At 67.4% G+C, this 19,844-nt stretch carries 11 protein-coding genes and 2 rRNA genes; all 13 read right to left on the bottom strand.

All coding sequences use genetic code 11. The annotated features are described in order from the left end of the window. Positions 1-49: 49 nt before the first annotated feature. Positions 50-3,176: ribosomal RNA gene (locus ACRQ4C_RS15250) — 23S ribosomal RNA — on the bottom strand. A 450-nt stretch (positions 3,177-3,626) separates the two neighbouring features. Then, positions 3,627-5,148, bottom strand: a 16S ribosomal RNA gene (locus ACRQ4C_RS15255). The 16S and 23S rRNA genes sit together here, the layout of an rRNA operon. A 565-nt stretch (positions 5,149-5,713) precedes the next feature. After that, a complete protein-coding gene (tyrS, locus tag ACRQ4C_RS15260) occupies positions 5,714-7,027 on the bottom strand; it encodes a tyrosine--tRNA ligase (protein WP_290133799.1) in 1,314 nt (437 codons plus the stop codon). A gap of 65 nt (positions 7,028-7,092) precedes the next feature. Next, a complete protein-coding gene (locus ACRQ4C_RS15265) occupies positions 7,093-7,773 on the bottom strand; it encodes a DNA-3-methyladenine glycosylase (RefSeq protein WP_439689275.1) in 681 nt (226 codons plus the stop codon). Continuing rightward, positions 7,770-9,218: an argininosuccinate lyase gene (gene argH / locus ACRQ4C_RS15270; RefSeq protein WP_439689276.1), complete on the bottom strand. Its 1,449-nt coding sequence runs from the start codon at positions 9,216-9,218 to the stop codon at positions 7,770-7,772. The genes ACRQ4C_RS15265 and argH overlap by 4 nt, the downstream gene beginning before the upstream one ends. A gap of 149 nt (positions 9,219-9,367) precedes the next feature. Further along, positions 9,368-10,564 carry an argininosuccinate synthase gene (locus ACRQ4C_RS15275; protein WP_058726105.1) on the bottom strand — a complete coding sequence of 399 codons (1,197 nt, stop codon included), beginning with the start codon at positions 10,562-10,564 and terminating at the stop codon, positions 9,368-9,370. 26 nt (positions 10,565-10,590) lie between these two features. Next, positions 10,591-11,598, bottom strand: coding sequence for an ornithine carbamoyltransferase (gene argF, locus ACRQ4C_RS15280; RefSeq protein WP_439689277.1), 1,008 nt, complete (start codon positions 11,596-11,598; stop codon positions 10,591-10,593). Further along, positions 11,595-12,833: an acetylornithine transaminase gene (locus tag ACRQ4C_RS15285; protein ID WP_439689278.1), complete on the bottom strand. Its 1,239-nt coding sequence runs from the start codon at positions 12,831-12,833 to the stop codon at positions 11,595-11,597. The genes argF and ACRQ4C_RS15285 overlap by 4 nt, the downstream gene beginning before the upstream one ends. After that, positions 12,833-13,864, bottom strand: coding sequence for an acetylglutamate kinase (argB, locus tag ACRQ4C_RS15290; protein ID WP_290133794.1), 1,032 nt, complete (start codon positions 13,862-13,864; stop codon positions 12,833-12,835). Before argB ends, ACRQ4C_RS15285 begins: the two co-directional genes overlap by 1 nt. Beyond that, positions 13,864-15,096 carry a bifunctional glutamate N-acetyltransferase/amino-acid acetyltransferase ArgJ gene (gene argJ, locus ACRQ4C_RS15295; protein ID WP_439689279.1) on the bottom strand — a complete coding sequence of 411 codons (1,233 nt, stop codon included), beginning with the start codon at positions 15,094-15,096 and terminating at the stop codon, positions 13,864-13,866. The genes argB and argJ overlap by 1 nt, the downstream gene beginning before the upstream one ends. After that, a complete protein-coding gene (locus ACRQ4C_RS15300; RefSeq protein ID WP_439689280.1) occupies positions 15,093-16,190 on the bottom strand; it encodes an N-acetyl-gamma-glutamyl-phosphate reductase in 1,098 nt (365 codons plus the stop codon). The genes argJ and ACRQ4C_RS15300 overlap by 4 nt, the downstream gene beginning before the upstream one ends. Positions 16,191-16,263: 73 nt before the next feature. After that, positions 16,264-18,756, bottom strand: coding sequence for a phenylalanine--tRNA ligase subunit beta (gene pheT / locus ACRQ4C_RS15305; RefSeq protein WP_439689281.1), 2,493 nt, complete (start codon positions 18,754-18,756; stop codon positions 16,264-16,266). Further along, complete coding sequence (gene pheS / locus ACRQ4C_RS15310) at positions 18,756-19,796, bottom strand: phenylalanine--tRNA ligase subunit alpha (RefSeq protein WP_439689282.1); 1,041 nt, start codon at positions 19,794-19,796, stop codon at positions 18,756-18,758. Before pheS ends, pheT begins: the two co-directional genes overlap by 1 nt. Between the last annotated feature and the right edge of the window lie 48 nt (positions 19,797-19,844).

Raw genomic sequence — 19,844 nt, forward strand, 5'->3', positions numbered from 1 at the left:
CCACAAAGTGGACGCGAGCCCCACACCCGAAAGTGTGGGAAATAGTTGTGTTGTCAAGTCTTCGGCTTATTAGTACCGGTCAGCTCCACGGGTCGTTGGTCCCCGCTTCCACATCCGGCCTATCAACCCAGTAGTCTGCTGGGAGCCTCTCACACTCAAGGTGCATGGAAATCTCATCTCGAAGACGGCTTCCCGCTTAGATGCTTTCAGCGGTTATCCGGTCCGAACGTAGCTAATCAGCGGTGCCCTTGGCAGAACAACTGACACACCAGAGGTTCGTCCATCCCGGTCCTCTCGTACTAGGGATAGATCTTCTCAAATTTCCAACGCGCGCAGCGGATAGGGACCGAACTGTCTCACGACGTTCTAAACCCAGCTCGCGTACCGCTTTAATGGGCGAACAGCCCAACCCTTGGGACCTACTCCAGCCCCAGGATGCGACGAGCCGACATCGAGGTGCCAAACCATGCCGTCGATATGGACTCTTGGGCAAGATCAGCCTGTTATCCCCGAGGTACCTTTTATCCGTTGAGCGACAGCGCTTCCACAAGCCACTGCCGGATCACTAGTCCCGACTTTCGTCCCTGCTCGACCTGTCAGTCTCACAGTCAAGCTCCCTTGTGCACTTACACTCGCCACCTGATTGCCAACCAGGTTGAGGGAACCTTTGGGCGCCTCCGTTACTCTTTGGGAGGCAACCGCCCCAGTTAAACTACCCACCAGGCACTGTCCATGAACCCGATCAGGGTCCTACGTTAGACATCCAGAGTGACCAGAGTGGTATTTCAACAATGACTCCACGAACACTAGCGTGCCCGCTTCACAGTCTCCCACCTATCCTACACAAGCCACACCGAACACCAATACCAAGCTGTAGTAAAGGTCACGGGGTCTTTCCGTCCTGCTGCGCGTAACGAGCATCTTTACTCGTAGTGCAATTTCGCCGAGTTCGCGGTTGAGACAGCTGGGAAGTCGTTACGCCATTCGTGCAGGTCGGAACTTACCCGACAAGGAATTTCGCTACCTTAGGATGGTTATAGTTACCACCGCCGTTTACTGGGGCTTAAATTCAGAGCTTCGCCCAAAGGCTAACCCTTCCTCTTAACCTTCCAGCACCGGGCAGGCGTCAGTCCGTATACATCGTCTTGCGACTTCGCACGGACCTGTGTTTTTAGTAAACAGTCGCTTCCCACTGGTCTCTGCGGCCTTCACCGCTCACGGAGCAAGTCCGGTCACGGTTCCGGCCCCCCTTCTCCCGAAGTTACGGGGGCATTTTGCCGAGTTCCTTAACCACGATTCTCTCGATCTCCTTGGTATTCTCTACCTGACCACCTGAGTCGGTTTCGGGTACGGGCGGCTGCAACCTCGCGTCGATGCTTTTCTCGGCAGCATAGGATCACTGATTTCCCCGAACGGGTACGCGTCGGATCTCAGGCGTACAGACGACGGATTTGCCTATCGTCAGCCCTACATCCTTACACCAGGTTCACCTTACGGATACCATCGCCTGGCTCAGCTACCTTCCTGCGTCACACCTGTTCATACGCTAGCCGCACCAGCATGGGGTCGAGCGTTAGACCGGCCCGCATCACCCCGAAGGGATCCGCTGGTCCGGGTTAGGACTCTTAGCACCACTGGATTAGCTTGGGCGGTTGTTCGCCGGTACGGGAATATCAACCCGTTGTCCATCGACTACGCCTGTCGGCCTCGCCTTAGGTCCCGACTTACCCAGGGCGGATTAACCTGGCCCTGGAACCCTTGGTCTTTCGGAGGACGGGTTTCTCACCCGTCTTTCGCTACTCATGCCTGCATTCTCACTCGTGTAGCGTCCACGGCTGGATTACTCCGCCGCTTCACTCGCCACACGACGCTCTCCTACCACTCCGCACGACTGAACCACGAAGGCTTATCGAGTGTGCGAAATCTACAACTTCGGCGGTGTGCTTGAGCCCCGTTACATTGTCGGCGCGGAATCACTTGACCAGTGAGCTATTACGCACTCTTTCAAGGGTGGCTGCTTCTAAGCCAACCTCCTGGTTGTCTATGCAACTCCACATCCTTTCCCACTTAGCACACGCTTAGGGGCCTTAGTTGGTAGTCTGGGTTGTTTCCCTCTCGACGATGAAGCTTATCCCCCACCGTCTCACTGCTGCGCTCTCACTCACCGGCATTCGGAGTTTGGCTGACGTCAGTAACCTGTTGAGGCCCATCGGCCATCCAGTAGCTCTACCTCCGGCGAGAAACACGCAACGCTGCACCTAAATGCATTTCGGAGAGAACCAGCTATCACGAAGTTTGATTGGCCTTTCACCCCTATCCACAGCTCATCCCCTCCATTTTCAACTGAAGTGGGTTCGGTCCTCCACGACGTCTTACCGTCGCTTCAACCTGGCCATGGATAGATCACTTCGCTTCGGGTCTAGGACATGCGACTGAACCGCCCTATTCAGACTCGCTTTCGCTACGGCTACCCCACACGGGTTAACCTCGCCACATATCGCTAACTCGCAGGCTCATTCTTCAAAAGGCACGCCGTCACCCCTACAAGGAGGCTCCGACGGTTTGTAAGCAAACGGTTTCAGGTACTATTTCACTCCCCTCCCGGGGTACTTTTCACCTTTCCCTCACGGTACTTGTCCGCTATCGGTCATCTGGGAGTATTTAGGCTTATCAGGTGGTCCTGACAGATTCACACGGGATTTCTCGGGCCCCGTGCTACTTGGGATACACATCCGGCCATAACACCATTTCGTCTACGGGGCTGGCACCCACTACGGCCCGGCTTTCAAACCGGTTCGACTATGATGCGCTGTAACCGTCCCAGTCCGGCAGAACTGAGCGACGTGTCCCACAACCCCGACCATGCAACGCCCGCCGGCTATCACACATGATCGGTTTAGCCTCATCCGCTTTCGCTCGCCACTACTCACGGAATCACATGTTGTTTTCTCTTCCTGTGGGTACTGAGATGTTTCACTTCCCCACGTTCCCTCTACCCGCCCTATATATTCAGGCGGGAGTCACCAGGTCGACAAGTCGCCTGGCGGGGTTTCCCCATTCGGAAATCCTCGGCTCACAGCTCGATTATCAGCTCCCCGAGGCTTATCGCAGATTTCTACGTCCTTCTTCGGCTCCAGATGCCAAGGCATCCACCGTTTGCTCTTAGAAACTTGACCACAAAGATTAAAATTGCGATCGACTCGAACAACAACCAACACAAGCCGGTCATCGTCACGAGCGATCTAAGATGCTCGCGTCCACTGTGTAGTTCTCAACATACGATCGGCACCACACTCCCCCAACACTCTCGCGTCAGCTTCATGTGGCCCATCGAAGAACCAGCAACACCCACGACCCGAAGGCCCCGACTGTCACGGCTCAACCCCCGACCAAGCGGCCGGGAAGCCTGGTCCCTCAGGACCCAACAACGTGCACCAGCCACCCCGCCTGCCCACCAACCCGTTCCTGACCAGCCCCGAAGGACCAGCCGTACTGAGATCGGCAGACGCGCCGACGACTGCACTGTCAATGTTCCACCCATGAGCTACCGGCAACCACATTCGGGTTGCATCGGCGCCTGGATCCCTGCGAGCCACGAGGACTGCACGAGACCAGATGCTCCTTAGAAAGGAGGTGATCCAGCCGCACCTTCCGGTACGGCTACCTTGTTACGACTTAGTCCTAATCACCGATCCCACCTTCGACGGCTCCTTCCACAAGGGTTAGGCCACCGGCTTCGGGTGTTACCGACTTTCATGACTTGACGGGCGGTGTGTACAAGGCCCGGGAACGTATTCACCGCAGCGTTGCTGATCTGCGATTACTAGCGACTCCGACTTCATGAGGTCGAGTTGCAGACCTCAATCCGAACTGAGACCGGCTTTTTGGGATTCGCTCCACCTTACGGTATCGCAGCCCTTTGTACCGGCCATTGTAGCATGCGTGAAGCCCAAGACATAAGGGGCATGATGATTTGACGTCATCCCCACCTTCCTCCGAGTTGACCCCGGCAGTCTCCTATGAGTCCCCGCCATAACGCGCTGGCAACATAGAACGAGGGTTGCGCTCGTTGCGGGACTTAACCCAACATCTCACGACACGAGCTGACGACAACCATGCACCACCTGTACACCGACCACAAGGGGGCGACCATCTCTGGCCGTTTCCGGTGTATGTCAAGCCTTGGTAAGGTTCTTCGCGTTGCATCGAATTAATCCGCATGCTCCGCCGCTTGTGCGGGCCCCCGTCAATTCCTTTGAGTTTTAGCCTTGCGGCCGTACTCCCCAGGCGGGGCGCTTAATGCGTTAGCTACGACACAGAAACCGTGGAAAGGTCCCTACATCTAGCGCCCAACGTTTACGGCGTGGACTACCAGGGTATCTAATCCTGTTCGCTCCCCACGCTTTCGCTCCTCAGCGTCAGTTACGGCCCAGAGATCTGCCTTCGCCATCGGTGTTCCTCCTGATATCTGCGCATTCCACCGCTACACCAGGAATTCCAATCTCCCCTACCGCACTCTAGTCTGCCCGTACCCACTGCAAGCCCGAGGTTGAGCCTCGGGATTTCACAGCAGACGCGACAAACCGCCTACGAGCTCTTTACGCCCAATAATTCCGGACAACGCTTGCACCCTACGTATTACCGCGGCTGCTGGCACGTAGTTAGCCGGTGCTTTTTCTGCAGGTACCGTCACTTTCGCTTCTTCCCTACTAAAAGAGGTTTACAACCCGAAGGCCGTCATCCCTCACGCGGCGTTGCTGCATCAGGCTTTCGCCCATTGTGCAATATTCCCCACTGCTGCCTCCCGTAGGAGTCTGGGCCGTGTCTCAGTCCCAGTGTGGCCGGTCACCCTCTCAGGCCGGCTACCCGTCGTCGCCTTGGTGAGCCATTACCTCACCAACAAGCTGATAGGCCGCGAGTCCATCCCCAACCAAAAAATCTTTCCACCACCAGGCCATGCGACCAGTAGTCATATCCAGTATTAGACGTCGTTTCCAACGCTTATCCCAGAGTCAGGGGCAGGTTACTCACGTGTTACTCACCCGTTCGCCACTAATCCACCCAGCAAGCTGGGCTTCATCGTTCGACTTGCATGTGTTAAGCACGCCGCCAGCGTTCGTCCTGAGCCAGGATCAAACTCTCCGTAAAAAAATTACCAACCACACCCGAAAGCATGGCCGAGTTGATACTGACAAAAAGAACTGTCAACTGACAATTCTGTCTATCCAAAAGGAATTGTCTCCGAACCGAGCAAGCTCGGCCACGGGGTCAATAAATTGGCATTGACAATGTGCACGCTGTTGAGTTCTCAAGGACCAGACGCACTCCCCACTCGACCCCACGAAGAGGTTTCGCCAGAGAGGCTTTCGATCTTGGTTTGACCACCTGTGTCGTCGGACCAGAAGGCCCAGTGGCTCATCCCTGACGGGAGAGAACCGGTGGACTAGTCATCCTAGGCGTCGAAGCGATCCAGCGCAAGGCCAGTTCTGAACTTCAGTGGAGGATGGTCCCGCTTGAGGCCGGCAGGCTCTGGGCTCTCGCTCCAGCCGCTCCGCCGCACCTTTGGGGTGACGAGTAAGAACTCTACGTGCGGACCGGGGGGAGCGCCAACCGGCCGCACTTCCCGGGCGTGTCGCGTTCTGCAACACCGGCCCCGCAACGCAGCGACGCCCGGCTCCCACAGGGGGAACCGGGCGTCGGCGTGCGCGGGCGATCAGCTGATCGACACACCCGCGAGGGTCTTCTTGCCGCGACGGAGCACGAGCACTCCCCCGCGCAGCGCGAGGTCCGCCACCGGTGCGGTCGGGTCCTCGGCCCGGGCGTTGTTCACGTACACCCCGCCCTGGTCGATCGCTCGCCGGGCCTCGCCGAGGGACTTCACGAGACCGGTCTCGACGAGGGCGCGCGCAACGTCGGCATCGCCGGGCAACGTCGTCGACCCCGGCAGCTCGGCGATCGCGGACCGGAGGGTCTGCTCGTCGAGGGTCGTCAGGTCGCCGTTGCCGAACAGGGCAGCGGCGGCGTCGATCGCGGCCTGGGTCGCCTCGACCCCGTGCACGACCGCGGTCACCTCGAACGCGAGGGTGCGCTGCGCCTCACGGCGGAACGGTTCGTCCGCGACGGCCTGCGCGAGCCGTTCGACCTCGGCCCGCGACAGGAACGTGAACTGCCGGAGGCGCTCGACCACGTCGGCGTCCGAGGTGTTGAGCCAGAACTGGTAGAAGGCGTACGGCGACGTCATCTCCGGGTCGAGCCAGATGGCGTTGCCCTCGCTCTTGCCGAACTTCGTGCCGTCCGAGTTCACGATCAAGGGCGTCCCGAGCGCGTGCACGGCAGCGCCCTCGGTACGCCGGATCAGCTCCGTCCCCGAGGTCAGGTTGCCCCACTGGTCGGAGCCGCCGGTCTGCAGGGTGCACCCGTACTGCCGGAAGAGCTCCCGGTAGTCGAGGCCCTGGAGGATCTGGTAGCTGAACTCGGTGTAGCTGATCCCCGCGTCCGAGTTGAGCCGCGCGGCGACGGCGTCCTTCTTGAGCATCGAGTTGACGCGGAAGTACTTGCCGATGTCCCGCAGGAAGTCGATCGCGGACAGCGGCGCGGTCCAGTCGAGGTTGTTCACCAGGCGGACGCCGTTCTCGCCCTCCGGGCTGAGGAACCGTGACACCTGGGCACGGAGACGGTCGACCCAGTCGGCGACGGTCTCCGGGGTGTTCAGCGTGCGCTCGGCGGTCGGGCGCGGATCGCCGATCAGGCCGGTCGAACCGCCCACGAGCGCGAGCGGCTTGTGCCCCGCCAGCTGGATCCGGCGCAGGGTCAGCAGCTGCAGCAGGTTGCCGCAGTGCAGTGAGGGCGCGGTCGGGTCGAAGCCGCAGTAGTAGGTGATCGGCTCGCCGTCGAGGGCCTCCTTGAGTGCGGTCTCGTCGGTCGAGACGTGCACCAGACCACGCCAGCGCAGTTCGTCCCACACCGAGGCGAAGGTGGGGTCGTTCTGCTGGCGCGTCAGGACATCGAGCGCGGTATCACTGGACACCCGGCCATCGTAGCGGCGGTCACGGACGCGCACGGCAACCGGCCGGGAGGCACGGGTCGCCCCCGCTAGTCGACGGCACCCTTGTGCCGTCGGTACGTCGAGACCGTTGGGTCGCCCGTCAGCCAGAAGCGCCAGGGGAAGCGCGCGCCGCCGGCGACGCCGCCGACGCCCGTGCGCGGCCCTCGCGAGATGCGCCGCACGCCTGCGGCGTCCGTCTCCGCCAGGAGTTCCTCGACGACCGCGGCTGGCGGGGCGGAGGCGAGCCGTGCCTCCAGGCCGGGTGCCAGGGTGAGGACGAACGGACCGGACCCGTCCAGGAGCGACGTGCCGTCGTCGGTGCCGAGGACGGCCCCGAGCGCGACGCCGAGGTTCCCGGGTCCGCGCGCCAGAGCCACGTCGGCGGGGCGGAGCCCGCGGCGCTCGCGGGCGGTGGCCAGGCCGTCGATGACCTCGCCGCCACGGAGCAACGAGCCGGCGGACGTGCCCTCGGCGCCGCTGACGACGTTGACACAGGTGTGGATGCCGTACGAGCGGTAGGCGTAGAGCGTGCCCGGCGGGCCGAAGAGGTGACGGTTGCGCTGGGTCATCCCGCGGTGGCCGTGGGAGCCCGGATCGGTCGGGCCGTGGTAGGCCTCCACCTCGGTGATGCGGACCGCGACGCCGCGGCCGGCGATGGTCGCGCCGAGCAGGGCCGGGGCGCAGATCGGAGCGGGCTCGGCGAGCAGTGCCCGCAGCGCGTCGGTCATCGGGTGAAGGGGGCGCCCTCCGCCAGCTCGCGGACGCGCTGGGTCAGGGACGTGAGCTGCTCCGCCACGCGGTCCGGTGCGGTGCCGCCGGCGCCCGTGCGGGAGGCAACGCTGCCCTCGATCGTGAGGACCGAGCGGACCTCGGGCGTGAGGTGCTCCGACACGGACCGGTACTCGTCGTCGGTCGGGTCGTCGAGATCGATGCCGCGCTCCTCGCAGTGGCGGACGAGGGCGCCGGAGACCTCGTGGGCGTCGCGGAAGGGCACGCCCTGCCGGACGAGCCACTCGGCGACGTCGGTCGCGAGCGAGAAGCCCTGTGGCGCGAGCTCGGCCATCCGCTCGGTGTCGAAGGTCAGCGTCGCGATCATGCCGGTGAACGCCGGGAGCAGGACCTCGAGCTGCTCGACCGAGTCGAACACGGGCTCCTTGTCCTCCTGCAGGTCACGGTTGTACGCGAGCGGCAGGCCCTTGAACGTCGCGAGCAGGCCGGTGAGGTTGCCGAGGAGCCGCCCGGACTTGCCGCGCGCGAGCTCGGCGATGTCCGGGTTCTTCTTCTGCGGCATGATGCTCGACCCCGTCGAGAACGCGTCGTGCAACCGGACGAAGCCGAACTCCTTCGTGTTCCAGAGGATGACCTCCTCCGCCAGGCGCGAGACGTCGATGCCGATCTGGGCGAGGACGAACGCGAACTCCGCCACGACGTCACGGCCGGCGGTCGCGTCGATCGAGTTCTCGGCCGGCCGGGCGAACCCCAGTTCGTGCGCGATCGCCGTCGGGTCGAGTCCGAGCGAGCTGCCGGCGAGGGCACCGGCGCCGTACGGGCTCACGCCCGCGCGGGCCGACCAGTCGCGGAGCCGCTCGAGGTCACGCACGAGCGGCCAGGCGTGCGCGAGCAGGTGGTGCGCGAGGAGCACGGGCTGCGCGTGCTGGAGGTGCGTGCGGCCCGGCATGATCGCACCGGGGTGCTCGTTCGCCTGCTGGCTGAGGGCGTCCACGAGGTCGATCACGAGGTGGCCGATGCGCCGACCGTGGTCGAGCATGTGCATGCGGCCGAGCGTGGCGATCTGGTCGTTGCGGCTCCGGCCGGCGCGGAGCTTCCCGCCCAGTTCCGGACCGAGGTCGGCGATGAGCAGCCGTTCGAGCGCGCCGTGGACGTCCTCGTCGGAGTCGTCCGGCTGCAGCTCGCCCGTCGCGTGCGCGTCGGCCAGGCGGTCGAGGCCGGCGAGCATGCGCTCCAGCTCGTCCTCGGTCAGGTAGCCCGCGGCCTGCAGTGCCCGCGCGTGGGCACGGGACCCGGCGATGTCGTAGGGCGCGAGCTGCCAGTCGAAGTGCGTCGACTTCGAGAGGGCGGCCAGCTCGGCGCTCGGGCCGTCCGCGAAGCGGCCGCCCCAGAGGGCGCCGGTGTTGGTGGCGTCGGTCTTGGCGTGCGGGGCTGCGTCGGTCATGTCGTCCTGCGTCGTGTGGGTTCGTTCTGGGTGGTGCGTCCGTGGGAGGCGACCGGCGGGTCGGACGCGGGTCGTGCCTCCGGGCCGGTGGTGGGACGGGGTGGCCGGTGGTGGGGCGGGACCAGCTGGTCCCGCCCCACCGGGGTCGCCTAGTTGGCGGCGTCGCGCCGGGCCGAGATCTTCGACGGCAGCGACCACAGCTCGATGAAGCCCTTCGAGAGGGACTGGTCGAACGTGTCGCCGGTGTCGTAGGTCGCGAGGTCGAAGTCGTAGAGGCTCTGCTCCGACTTCCGGCCCGTGACCGTCGCCCGACCACCGTGCAGCTGCAGGCGGATGTCGCCCGACACGTGCTGCTGGGTGTGGTCGATGAACGCGTCCAGGCTGCGCTTCAGGCCGCCGAACCACAGGCCGTCGTAGACCAGGTCGGCCCACTCCGACTCGATGCCGCGCTTGTAGCGGTTCACGTCGCGCTCGAGGGTCAGGCTCTCGAGCTCCTCGTGCGCGGCGATGAGGGCCATCGCCGCGGGGGCCTCGTAGACCTCGCGCGACTTGATGCCGACGAGGCGGTCCTCGACGACGTCGATGCGGCCGACGCCGTGCTTGCCGGCGAGGGCGTTGAGCTCCTGCACGATGCGGAGGACGCTGAAGCGCTGGCCGTCGATCGCGACCGGCACACCCTGCTCGAACGTGATCGTGACCTCGTCGGCGTCACGCGGGACCGAGGGGTCCTGCGTGTACGAGTAGAGGTCCTCGATGGGGGCGTTCCACGGGTCCTCGAGGAAGCCGGTCTCGACCGCGCGGCCCCAGACGTTCTGGTCGACCGAGTACGGCGACTTCTTCGACTGCTCGATGGGGAGGTTGTGCTCGTTCGCGTAGACGATCGCCTTGTCGCGGGTGAGCGCGAGGTCGCGGACGGGCGCGACGCTCGTCAGGTCGGGCGCGATCGCGGCGACGGCGGCCTCGAAGCGGACCTGGTCGTTGCCCTTGCCGGTGCAGCCGTGCGCGACGCTGTCGGCACCGAGCTGCTTCGCGGTGAGGGCGAGGTGCTTCGCGATGAGCGGGCGGCTCAGCGCGGACACGAGCGGGTAGCGCTTCTGGTAGAGCGCGTTCGCCTTGAGGGCGGGCACGAGGTAGTCGTCGGCGAACTCGTCCTTCGCGTCGACGACGACCGACTCCACCGCGCCGCAGTCGAGCGCGCGCTGACGGATGGCGTCCATGTCCTCGCCGCCCTGGCCGACGTCGACCGCCAGCGCGACGACGTCCTTGCCGGTGGCGTCCTTGAGCCAGCCGATGCCGACGGAGGTGTCGAGGCCTCCGGAGTACGCCAGTACGACGCGGTCTGCCATGTGGTTTCTCCTTGGGGGTGGGGGTGTCAGTTGGTGGGGGCCGCGGCCGGTTCGACCGTGTTCGCGGCCGCGGCCGGTTCGGCCGTGTTCGCGGCCGCGGCCGGTTCGGCCGCGTTCGCGGCCAGGAGCCAGGCGAGGAGCGCCTTCTGGGCGTGGAGACGGTTCTCCGCCTCGTCCCAGATGATGCTGCGCGGGCCGTCGATGACCTCCGCCGTGACCTCGAAGCCACGGTCGGCGGGCAGGCAGTGCATGAACACGGCGTCGTCGGCCGCGTGCGCCATCAGCTCGTCGTCCACGCGGTAGCCGGCGAAGGTGTCGAGGCGCGCCTGCTTCTCGTCCTCCTTGCCCATCGAGACCCAGGTGTCGGTGACGACGACGTCTGCACCGGCGACGGCAGCGACCGGGTCGGAGACGACGAGGACGGAGCCGCCCGTGATCGCGGCGCGCTGCTCGGCGTCCGACACGACCGACGCTGCGGGCGCGAAGGACTCCGGCGCGGCCACGCGGACGTGCATGCCCGCGGTCGCCCCGGCCAGCAGGTACGACTGCGCCATGTTGCTCGCGCCGTCACCGACGAACGCCAAGGTCTGGCCCGCGAGCGTGCCGCGGTGCTCGCGGATGGTGAGGAGGTCGGCGAGGAGCTGGCAGGGGTGGAAGTCGTCGGACAGGGCGTTCACCACGGGGACACGGGTGCCGTCGGCCATCTCCTCGAGACCCGACTGGGCGTACGTGCGCCAGACGATCGCGGACACCATGCGCTCGAGGACGCGTGCCGTGTCCGACGGGGTCTCCTTGCCGCCGAGCTGGCTGTTCGCCGTCGTGATGACGAGCGGGCTGCCGCCGAGGTCGGAGATGCCCACGTGGAACGACACACGCGTGCGGGTGGAGGACTTGTCGAAGATGACCGCCACGGACTGCGGCCCGGCGAGGGGCTTCGCGGCCCAGCGGTCGGCCTTCATCTGCGCCGCGAGGTCGAGGATCGCGGACTGCTCGGCCTGGCTCAGGTCGTCGTCGCGGAGGAAGTGGCGGGTCATGCGGAGGTCTCCTGGTCGGCGGTGCCCTGCTCTGCCGCGACGGCGGCCAGGCTCTCTCCGAGGATCGACACGAACTCGTCGATCTCGGCGTCAGACACGACGAGCGGCGGCGCGATGCGCAGACTCGACTCGTTCGGGGCGTTGATGATGAGGCCACGGTCGAGCGCGGCCTGGTTGACGGCGGGGCCGACCGGCCCCGTCAGGCCGACGCCGATGAGCAGGCCGGTGCCACGGACCTCCTGCACGAGCGGCGAACCGATCGACGCGATGCCCGCACGGATCCGCTCGCCCTTCGTCACCGCACCGGCGACGAGGTCCGCACGCTCGATCTCCTCGAGCACGGCGTTCGCGACACGGGTGCCGAGCGGGTTGCCGCCGAACGTCGAACCGTGCTGGCCGGCCGAGAAGAGGTCGGACGCCCAGCCGAACGTGACGAGGGCGCCGATCGGGAAGCCGCCGGCGATGCCCTTCGCGATGGTGATCGCGTCGGGGGTGAAGCCGTGCCCCTGGTAGGTGAACCAGTTGCCCGTGCGACCGACACCGGTCTGGATCTCGTCGAGGATGAGCAGCGCGCCGTGCGCCTCGGTCAGGCGGCGTGCCGCGAGCAGGAAGCCCTCGGGCAGGTCCACCACACCGGCCTCGCCCTTGATCGGCTCGAGGATGAGCGCAGCGACGTGGTCGTCGAACGCGGACTCGAGCGCCTCGACGGTGGAGTCGACGTGCTCGACACCCGGGACCATCGGCAGGAAGTCCTGCTGCAGCGCGGGCTTGCCGGTGAGTGCGAGCGCGCCCATGGTCCGGCCGTGGAAGCCCTGCTTCAGTGCGAGGATCCGGGTCTTGCTCCCGTCCGCGCCCTTGTTCAGGCGCGCGAGCTTGAACGCGGCCTCGTTCGCTTCGGCGCCCGAGTTGCCGAAGTACACGCGACCGGCGTCCCCGGCACCCGTGATGCGCTTCAGGCGCTCGGCGAGCTCGAGCTGCGGCGGCGTCGCGAAGTAGTTCGAGACGTGCACGAGCTTCGCGGCCTGGTCGGCGACGGCCTCCACGAGTGCGGGGTGCGCGTGCCCGAGCGAGTTCACCGCGATGCCGGCGAGGAAGTCGAGGTACTCGTTGCCGTCGACGTCCCACACCCGACAGCCCTCGCCACGCTCGAGCATGATCTTCGGCGGGGTCAGGGATCGCATGAGCGACGCCCCGAACCGGTCGTTCCAGGTCTCGGTCTGCGTCTCGGTGCTCACTACTGCTGTCCCTTCTCGGTCGCGCTGGCCACGTGCTGGCCGGTACTGCTGTCGATCGACGGTGACGCGACGCGTCGGCCGATCTCGGCGTGGGTCATCTGGTTCTCGGTGCGACGGCTCGGGTCCGGGATCACCTCGGTGCCCGCGCCGCGGAGCGTGAAGACCTCGAGCAGGATCGAGTGCGGGATGCGGCCGTCGATGATCGTCGCCCCGCCGACCCCGCCGACCACGGCGTCGAGGCACGCGGTCATCTTCGGGATCATCCCCGACTCGAGCGACGGCAGGAGCTCGCGGAGTTCCTCGACCGCGATGAGGTCGACGACGGAGTCGCGGTCCGGCCAGTTCCGGTACAACCCGGGGACGTCCGTGAGCATCATCAGCTTCGCGGCCTTGAGTGCGATGGCGAGCGCACCAGCGGCGGCGTCCGCGTTCACGTTGAGCGCCTGGTCCGGGTGGGCGTCGTCGATCGCGATGCTCGAGACGACCGGGATCCGGCCGGCCTCGATCGCGGCGAGGACGCCGGACGGGTCGACGTGCGTGATGTCGCCCACGTGGCCGAGGTCGAAGTGCTCGCCGTCGACGACGACGCCCTTCTTCTCGCCCGTGAACAGGGAACCGCCGTCACCGAACACGCCGACCGCGAGGCCGTCGCCGTGCTCGTTCATGAGCTCGACGATCTCGCGGTTGACCTCGCCGGCCAGGACGTCACGGACGACGGTGATCGCCTCGGTGGTGGTGACGCGGTACCCGCCGCGGAACTCGGACTCGATGCCCTGCTCCTTGAGCGCAGCCGAGATCTGCGGCCCGCCGCCGTGCACGACGACCGGGTGCAACCCCGCGTAGCGAAGGTACACCATGTCCTCGGCGAAGGCCCGCTTGAGGTCCTCGTTGATCATCGCGTTGCCGCCGAACTTGACGACGACGACCTTGCCCGAGAACCGCTTCAGCCAGGGCAGGGACTCGATGAGCGTCGCGGCCTTGACGGCGGCGAGCTCGTGCTCTTCTTCCTTGGTGAGGTCGTGGTCGCTCATCAGCTGGAGTACGCGCTGTTCTCGTGGACGTAGTCGTGCGTCAGGTCGTTCGTCAGGATCGTCGCCGCGTGCGGCCCCACCCCGAGGTCGATGAGCACGTGGGTCTCCCGGCCGGTCAGGTCGACGGAGTCGCTCGGCTCGTCCGGCGCGCCCGCGTGGCACACCCGGACGCCGTTCATGCTCACGTCGACCGCGTACGGGTCGAAGTCGGCGTCGGTCGTGCCGATGGCCGCGAGCACCCGGCCCCAGTTGGGGTCGTTGCCGAACACGGCGGCCTTGAAGAGGTTGTTCCGAGCGACACTCCGGCCGACGGTGACGGCGTCGTCCTCGCTCGCGGCGCCGACGACCTCGATCGCGATGTCGTGGCTCGCGCCCTCGGCGTCCTGCTGCAGCTGCTTCGCGAGGTCGGCGCAGACCGCGGTCAGCGCCTCTTGGAAGTCGCCGACCTCCGGGGTGGTCCCGCTCGCCCCGGAGGACATCAGGACCACGGTGTCGTTCGTCGACATGCAGCCGTCCGAGTCGACGCGGTCGAACGTCACGCGGGTGGCCGCGCGGAGCGCCTGGTCGAGTTCGTCAGCGGGCAGCAGGGCGTCCGTGGTGATGACGACGAGCATCGTCGCGAGGCCGGGCGCGAGCATCCCGGCGCCCTTCGCCATGCCGCCGACGGTCCAGCCGTCCTCGGTCACGACCGACTGCTTCGGCTTCGTGTCGGTCGTCATGATGGCCGTGGCCGCGTCGTGTCCGCCCGTCGGGGACAGCGCCGCGGACGCGAGGTCGACGCCCTTCAGGACGTTGTCACGGAAGGTCTGGTCGCCGACGCCGATGAGGCCGGTCGAGCAGACGACGACGTCCCCTGCGCCGATGCCCAGGGAACCGGCGACCGCCTCGGCGGTGAGGTGGGTCGTCTGGAAGCCGAACGGACCCGTGAAGCAGTTCGCGCCTCCCGAGTTGAGGACGACCGCACGGGCGACACCGTCGCCGACCACCTGGCGCGACCAGATGACGGGGTGCGCCTGGGCGCGGTTGCTCGTGAAGACGGCGGCGACCGCCGCCTCGGGGCCGTCGTTGACGACGAGCGCCACGTCCGGCTTGCCGCTCGCCTTGAGACCGGCGGTCACGCCGGCGGCGCGGAAGCCCGCGGCCGCGGTGACGCCCTGTCCGGACGACCCTGCCTGGAGGCCCGGCTCGGTTCCGACAGGCTGACCTGCGTCGTGCTGGTTCGCGTCGGTCACGGTGCGACTCCGTCCACGCTGAGGCCGAGGGTCTCGGGGAAGCCCAGGGCGATGTTGGTGGACTGGACCGCTGCCCCGGCGGTGCCCTTCGCGAGGTTGTCGAGCGCGCTCACCGCGACGACGCGACCGGCTGCTTCGTCGACGGCGATGCCGACGAGGCACGTGTTCGCCCCGATCGTGTCGGCGACCCGCGGGAACTCGCCCTGGGGCAGGAGGTGCACGAACGGCTCGTCGGCGTACGCCTGCTCCCACGCGAGCCGGACGTCACGGGCACTGACCCCGGGCGCGAGCTTCGCCGTCGTCGTCGCGAGGATCCCGCGGGACATCGGGACGAGCACCGGGGTGAACGAGATCGTCACGTCCGAGGCGCCGGCGACCTGCAGGTTCTGCTGGATCTCCGGGATGTGCCGGTGCTTCCCCCCGACCTGGTAGGCGCTCGCGGAGCCCATGATCTCGGAGGCGAGGTACGTCGTCGCGAGCTTCTTGCCGGCACCGCTCGGCCCGACGGCGAGCACCGCGACGATGTCGTCCGACTCGACGAGCCCGGCCTGGATGCCCGGCTGGATCCCGAGCGTCACTGCGGTGACGTTGCACCCCGGGACCGCGATCCGCTTCGTGCCGGCCAGTTCCGTGCGCTGCCGGCCCTGGGAGGCGATGTCGTCCTCGTCACGCCACTCCTCCGCGGAGCCGGGCGCGGGTGCCGCGTGCAGGAGTTCCGGGAGCCCGTACGTCCACGCACCGAACCAGTCGCCGCCGTAGAAGGCCTCCCACGCCGCCGGGTCCGTCAGCCGGTGGTCAGCGCCGCAGTCGACGACGAGGGTGTCGTCGTCGAGCTCGGCGGTGATCGCCCCGGACTGCCCGTGTGGCAGGGCGAGGAACACCACGTCGTGTCCGCGGAGGTTCTCGGCCGTCGTCTCCGCGAGCGTCAGGTGCGCCAGCGAGCGCAGGTGCGGCTGCGTGGCGATGAGCGGCTGTCCGGCGTTCGAGAACGCGGTCACCGTCCTGACGTCGAACTCGGGATGGGCGGAGAGCACGCGCAGGAGCTCACCGCCCGCGTAGCCGGAGGCTCCCGCCACGGCGACGGATACGGACATGGGATTCCACCTTTGGGTCGGACTGGTCGTCGAGAGAGTCGGAGGCGGCGGCCCCGGGCGGTGATCCTGTGGATCAGTCGCGCAGGGTCGCCCCGAATCGCTCGCCGGCACGTCGGACAGCGCCGTCACGGGCCTCGGAGGCCTCGGCAGCGGTCAGCGTGCGGTCCGTGGCACGGAAGCGCAGCGCGAACGTCAGGGACTTCTGTCCCTCGCTCACGCCGGTGCCCCGGTAGTCGTCCACGAGCCGAGCATACTCCAACAGCTCCCCGGCACCAGAGCGGACGACGTCGAGGACGTCACCGGCCGGAACGTCCGCGTCGACCACGAGGGAGAGGTCCTGCGTCGCCGCCGGGTAGGACTCGATCGGGGCGACCGACACGAGCTCCGGGGCCGCCGCGACCAGGGCGTCGAGGTCGAGCTCGAGCACGGCGACCACGCGGGGCAGCACCGCGGCCTCGCTCAGCTCCGGCAGCAACTCGCCCGCGATGCCCACGACGGAGTCGCCGACGAGGAGCGACGCCGCGCGCCCCGGGTGCAGCGACGGGTGGGTCGTCTGGGCCACCGTCAGCTCGACGCCGACGGCCCAGGCGACCTCGTGGGCGGCGTCGAGCGCGTCCGCGATGCCGTACGGCTCCGCTGCGGCGCCCGGCTGCTTCGCGACCCGGTTGCCCGTGAGGAGCGCCGAGACGTGGAACGGCTGCGCCGGCAGGGACGCGTCGAGGGCGGCGAGGGTCTGGCGGTCCGGCAGCGCGGCGCCCGCGGGGACGTCGACGGTGCCGAGCTCGTGCCCGTCCGTCGGGAGGAAGACCCTGGAGGTCTCGTACACCGCGACGTCGACGAGTCCGCGCGACACGTTGCGCCGTGCGACGTCGACGAGCGCCGGCAGACCGCTGCGGCGGAGTCGGTTCTGCTCGCTGTCGAGGGCGTTGGCGAGCACGACGCTCGGGCCGCCGTCGCCGTCGATGCCCGGGTAGGCGTCCTGCGTGGCGGCCGAGACGAACGGTGCGGTGACGACCTCGACCAGGCCGGCGGCGGCCAGGGCGTTCGCGACCCGGCGACGAGCCTGCTGGTGGCCGGTGAGTCCGCGGCCGGGCGGGGCGACGGGCAGGACGCTCGGGATGCGGCCGTAGCCGACGATCCGGGCGATCTCCTCGACCAGGGTGGTGTCGTCGCCGAGGTCCGGGCGCCAGGTGGGCGGCGTGACCGCGAGCAGATCGCCGTCGACCTCGACCGTGGCGCCGATCGCACGCAGGGTGTCGATGACCTCGGCGTCGGTGTACTCCACGCCGATCAGCTCGGCCGGGCGCCCGATCCGCATCGCGATGGTCGGTCGGGGCGTCGTGTCGACGAGGGTCGAGCCGAGCGGGTCCGCGCTGCCCCCGGCGAGCTCGACGAGGAGGTCCACGGCGCGGTTCGCGGCCGCCTCGGACACGAGCGGGTCGACGCCGCGCTCGAAGCGCCGGGACGCCTCGCTCGGGAGCTTGTGGCGACGAGCGGTCCGGGCGATCGACACCTGGTCGAACACGGCAGCCTCGATGAGGACGTCGGTGGTCGTGTCGGAGATCTCCGTCCGGGCACCGCCCATGACGCCGGCGAGCCCGACCGGACCGTCGCCGTCGGTGATGACGAGGTCCTCCGGGTCGAGCTTCCGCGTGACGTCGTCGAGCGTGACGAGGGTCTCCCCCGCGTGCGCACGCCGGACGCCGAGCCCGCCGACGACCTTCGCGAGGTCGTACCCGTGCAGCGGCTGGCCGAGCTCGAACATGACGTAGTTCGTGACGTCGACGGGGAGCGAGATCGAGCGCACACCGGCGAGTGCGAGGCGCGACACCATCCACGCCGGTGTCTTCACGGTCGGGTCGATGCCGCGGACGACCCGGGTCACGAAGGTCGTCGCGCCCTGATGGCCACGGATCGGCGCCTGGTCGTCGATGGCCACCGGGAAGCCTTCGGCGGCGCGGGGCGTCACGCGGTCGACCGGGTCGTGGAACGAGGCCCCGGTGGCGTGCGCGTACTCGCGGGCGACACCGCGCATGCTCATGGCGTAGCCGCGGTCCGGGGTGACGTTGATCTCGACCGCGGCGTCGTCGAGGCCGAGCAGGGCGATGGCGTCCGCTCCGACCTCGGGCTCCATCCCGAGGTCGGCGAAGCGCAGGATGCCGTCGTGCTCGTCGCCGAGGCCGAGCTCGCGCGCCGAGGCGATCATGCCGTCGGACACGTGGCCGTACGTCTTGCGGGCGGCGATCGGGAACGGGCCGGGCAGCACGGCGCCGGGCAGCGTCACGACGACGAGGTCACCGGCGACGAAGTTGTGCGCGCCGCAGACGATGCCGCGGGGCTCCGGCTCGCCGACGTCCACCTGGCACCAGTTGATCGTCTTGCCGTTCTTCTGCGGCTCCGGATCGAGCGACAGCACCCGGCCGACCACGATCGGGCCGGTCAGGTCGTAGGTGTGGACGTCCTCTTCCTCGAAGCCCACCGACACGAGCGCCGCGTGGACGTGCTCGAGGGTGGCGTCTTCGGGGAGGTCGACCGACTCACCGAGCCAACGGAGTGGGACGCGCATCAGACCACCGTTCCGAACTGCTGCGAGAAGCGGATGTCGCCCTCGAGGAAGTCACGCATGTCGTTCAGGCCGTTGCGGAACTGCAGCGTCCGCTCGATGCCCATGCCGAACGCGAAGCCCTGGTACTCGTCCGGGTCGATGCCGGCGGCGCGCAGGACGTTCGGGTTGACCATGCCGCAGCCGCCCCACTCGACCCACCGGGCGCCACCCTTGGCGTTCGGCTGCCAGACGTCCATCTCGGCGCTCGGCTCGGTGAACGGGAAGTAGTTCGGGCGGAGACGGATCTGCGCCTCGGCGCCGAACATCTGCCGGGCGAAGTGCTCGAGCGTGCCGCGCAGGTGCGCCATCGTCAGGCCCTTGTCGATCGCGATGCCCTCGACCTGGGTGAAGACCGGCAGGTGCGTGGCGTCGAGCTCGTCGGCCCGGTACACGCGCCCGGGCGCGATGACGTACAGCGGCAGGTCTCGGGAGAGCAGGGAGCGGACCTGCACGGGCGACGTGTGCGTCCGCATGAGCAGGTGCCGTTCGACGGGCTCGACGAAGACGGTGTCGGCCATCGCTCGGGCCGGGTGGTCCTGGTCGAAGTTCAGCGCGTCGAAGTTGAACCACTCGTGCTCGAGCTCGGGGCCCTCGGCGACCTCCCACCCCATGCCGACGAAGATGTCCGCGACGGCGTCGTTCAGGAGCGACAGCGGATGACGCGACCCCGGTGTGCGACGCGACGGCAGGGCCGTGACGTCGACCCGCTCGGACTCGAGCCGTGCGCGCTCCTCGGCCTCGGCCAGGACGGACTCCTGCTCGGCGACGGCCTGGTTGACGCGGCCGCGGGCCTGGCCGACGAGCTTGCCCGCCGCGGCCTTCTGCTCCGGCGGCACACTGCGCATCGACGCGTTCATCCGCGCCAACGGCGACTGCTCACCGGTGTGCTCGGCCCTGGCCTGCTTCAGCTCGGCGACGGTCGTCGTGGCCCGGACGGCCGCGAGGGCGGCGTCCACGGCGGCGCTGACGGCCGGTTCGCTGATCTCGAGGTGTTCTGACACGAGGCCCAAGCCTACCGGCCGATGGGATACCGCCGTCCTGTACCCGTC

This window comes from Curtobacterium sp. SP.BCp (assembly GCF_051903255.1).
Taxonomy (GTDB): domain Bacteria; phylum Actinomycetota; class Actinomycetes; order Actinomycetales; family Microbacteriaceae; genus Curtobacterium.

What these genes read in the sequence shown, in the direction of transcription:
- ACRQ4C_RS15265 (WP_439689275.1), bottom strand. Translation starts at nt 7,773, where the DNA reads ATGACCGACGCGCTGCGGGCACTGCTCGCCGAGCCCGCTCCGATCTGC.
- argH (WP_439689276.1), bottom strand. Translation starts at nt 9,218, where the DNA reads ATGACCGACGCAGCCCCGCACGCCAAGACCGACGCCACCAACACCGGC.
- ACRQ4C_RS15275 (WP_058726105.1), bottom strand. Translation starts at nt 10,564, where the DNA reads ATGGCAGACCGCGTCGTACTGGCGTACTCCGGAGGCCTCGACACCTCC.
- argF (WP_439689277.1), bottom strand. Translation starts at nt 11,598, where the DNA reads ATGACCCGCCACTTCCTCCGCGACGACGACCTGAGCCAGGCCGAGCAG.
- argB (WP_290133794.1), bottom strand. Translation starts at nt 13,864, where the DNA reads ATGAGCGACCACGACCTCACCAAGGAAGAAGAGCACGAGCTCGCCGCC.
- ACRQ4C_RS15300 (WP_439689280.1), bottom strand. Translation starts at nt 16,190, where the DNA reads ATGTCCGTATCCGTCGCCGTGGCGGGAGCCTCCGGCTACGCGGGCGGT.
- pheT (WP_439689281.1), bottom strand. Translation starts at nt 18,756, where the DNA reads ATGCGCGTCCCACTCCGTTGGCTCGGTGAGTCGGTCGACCTCCCCGAA.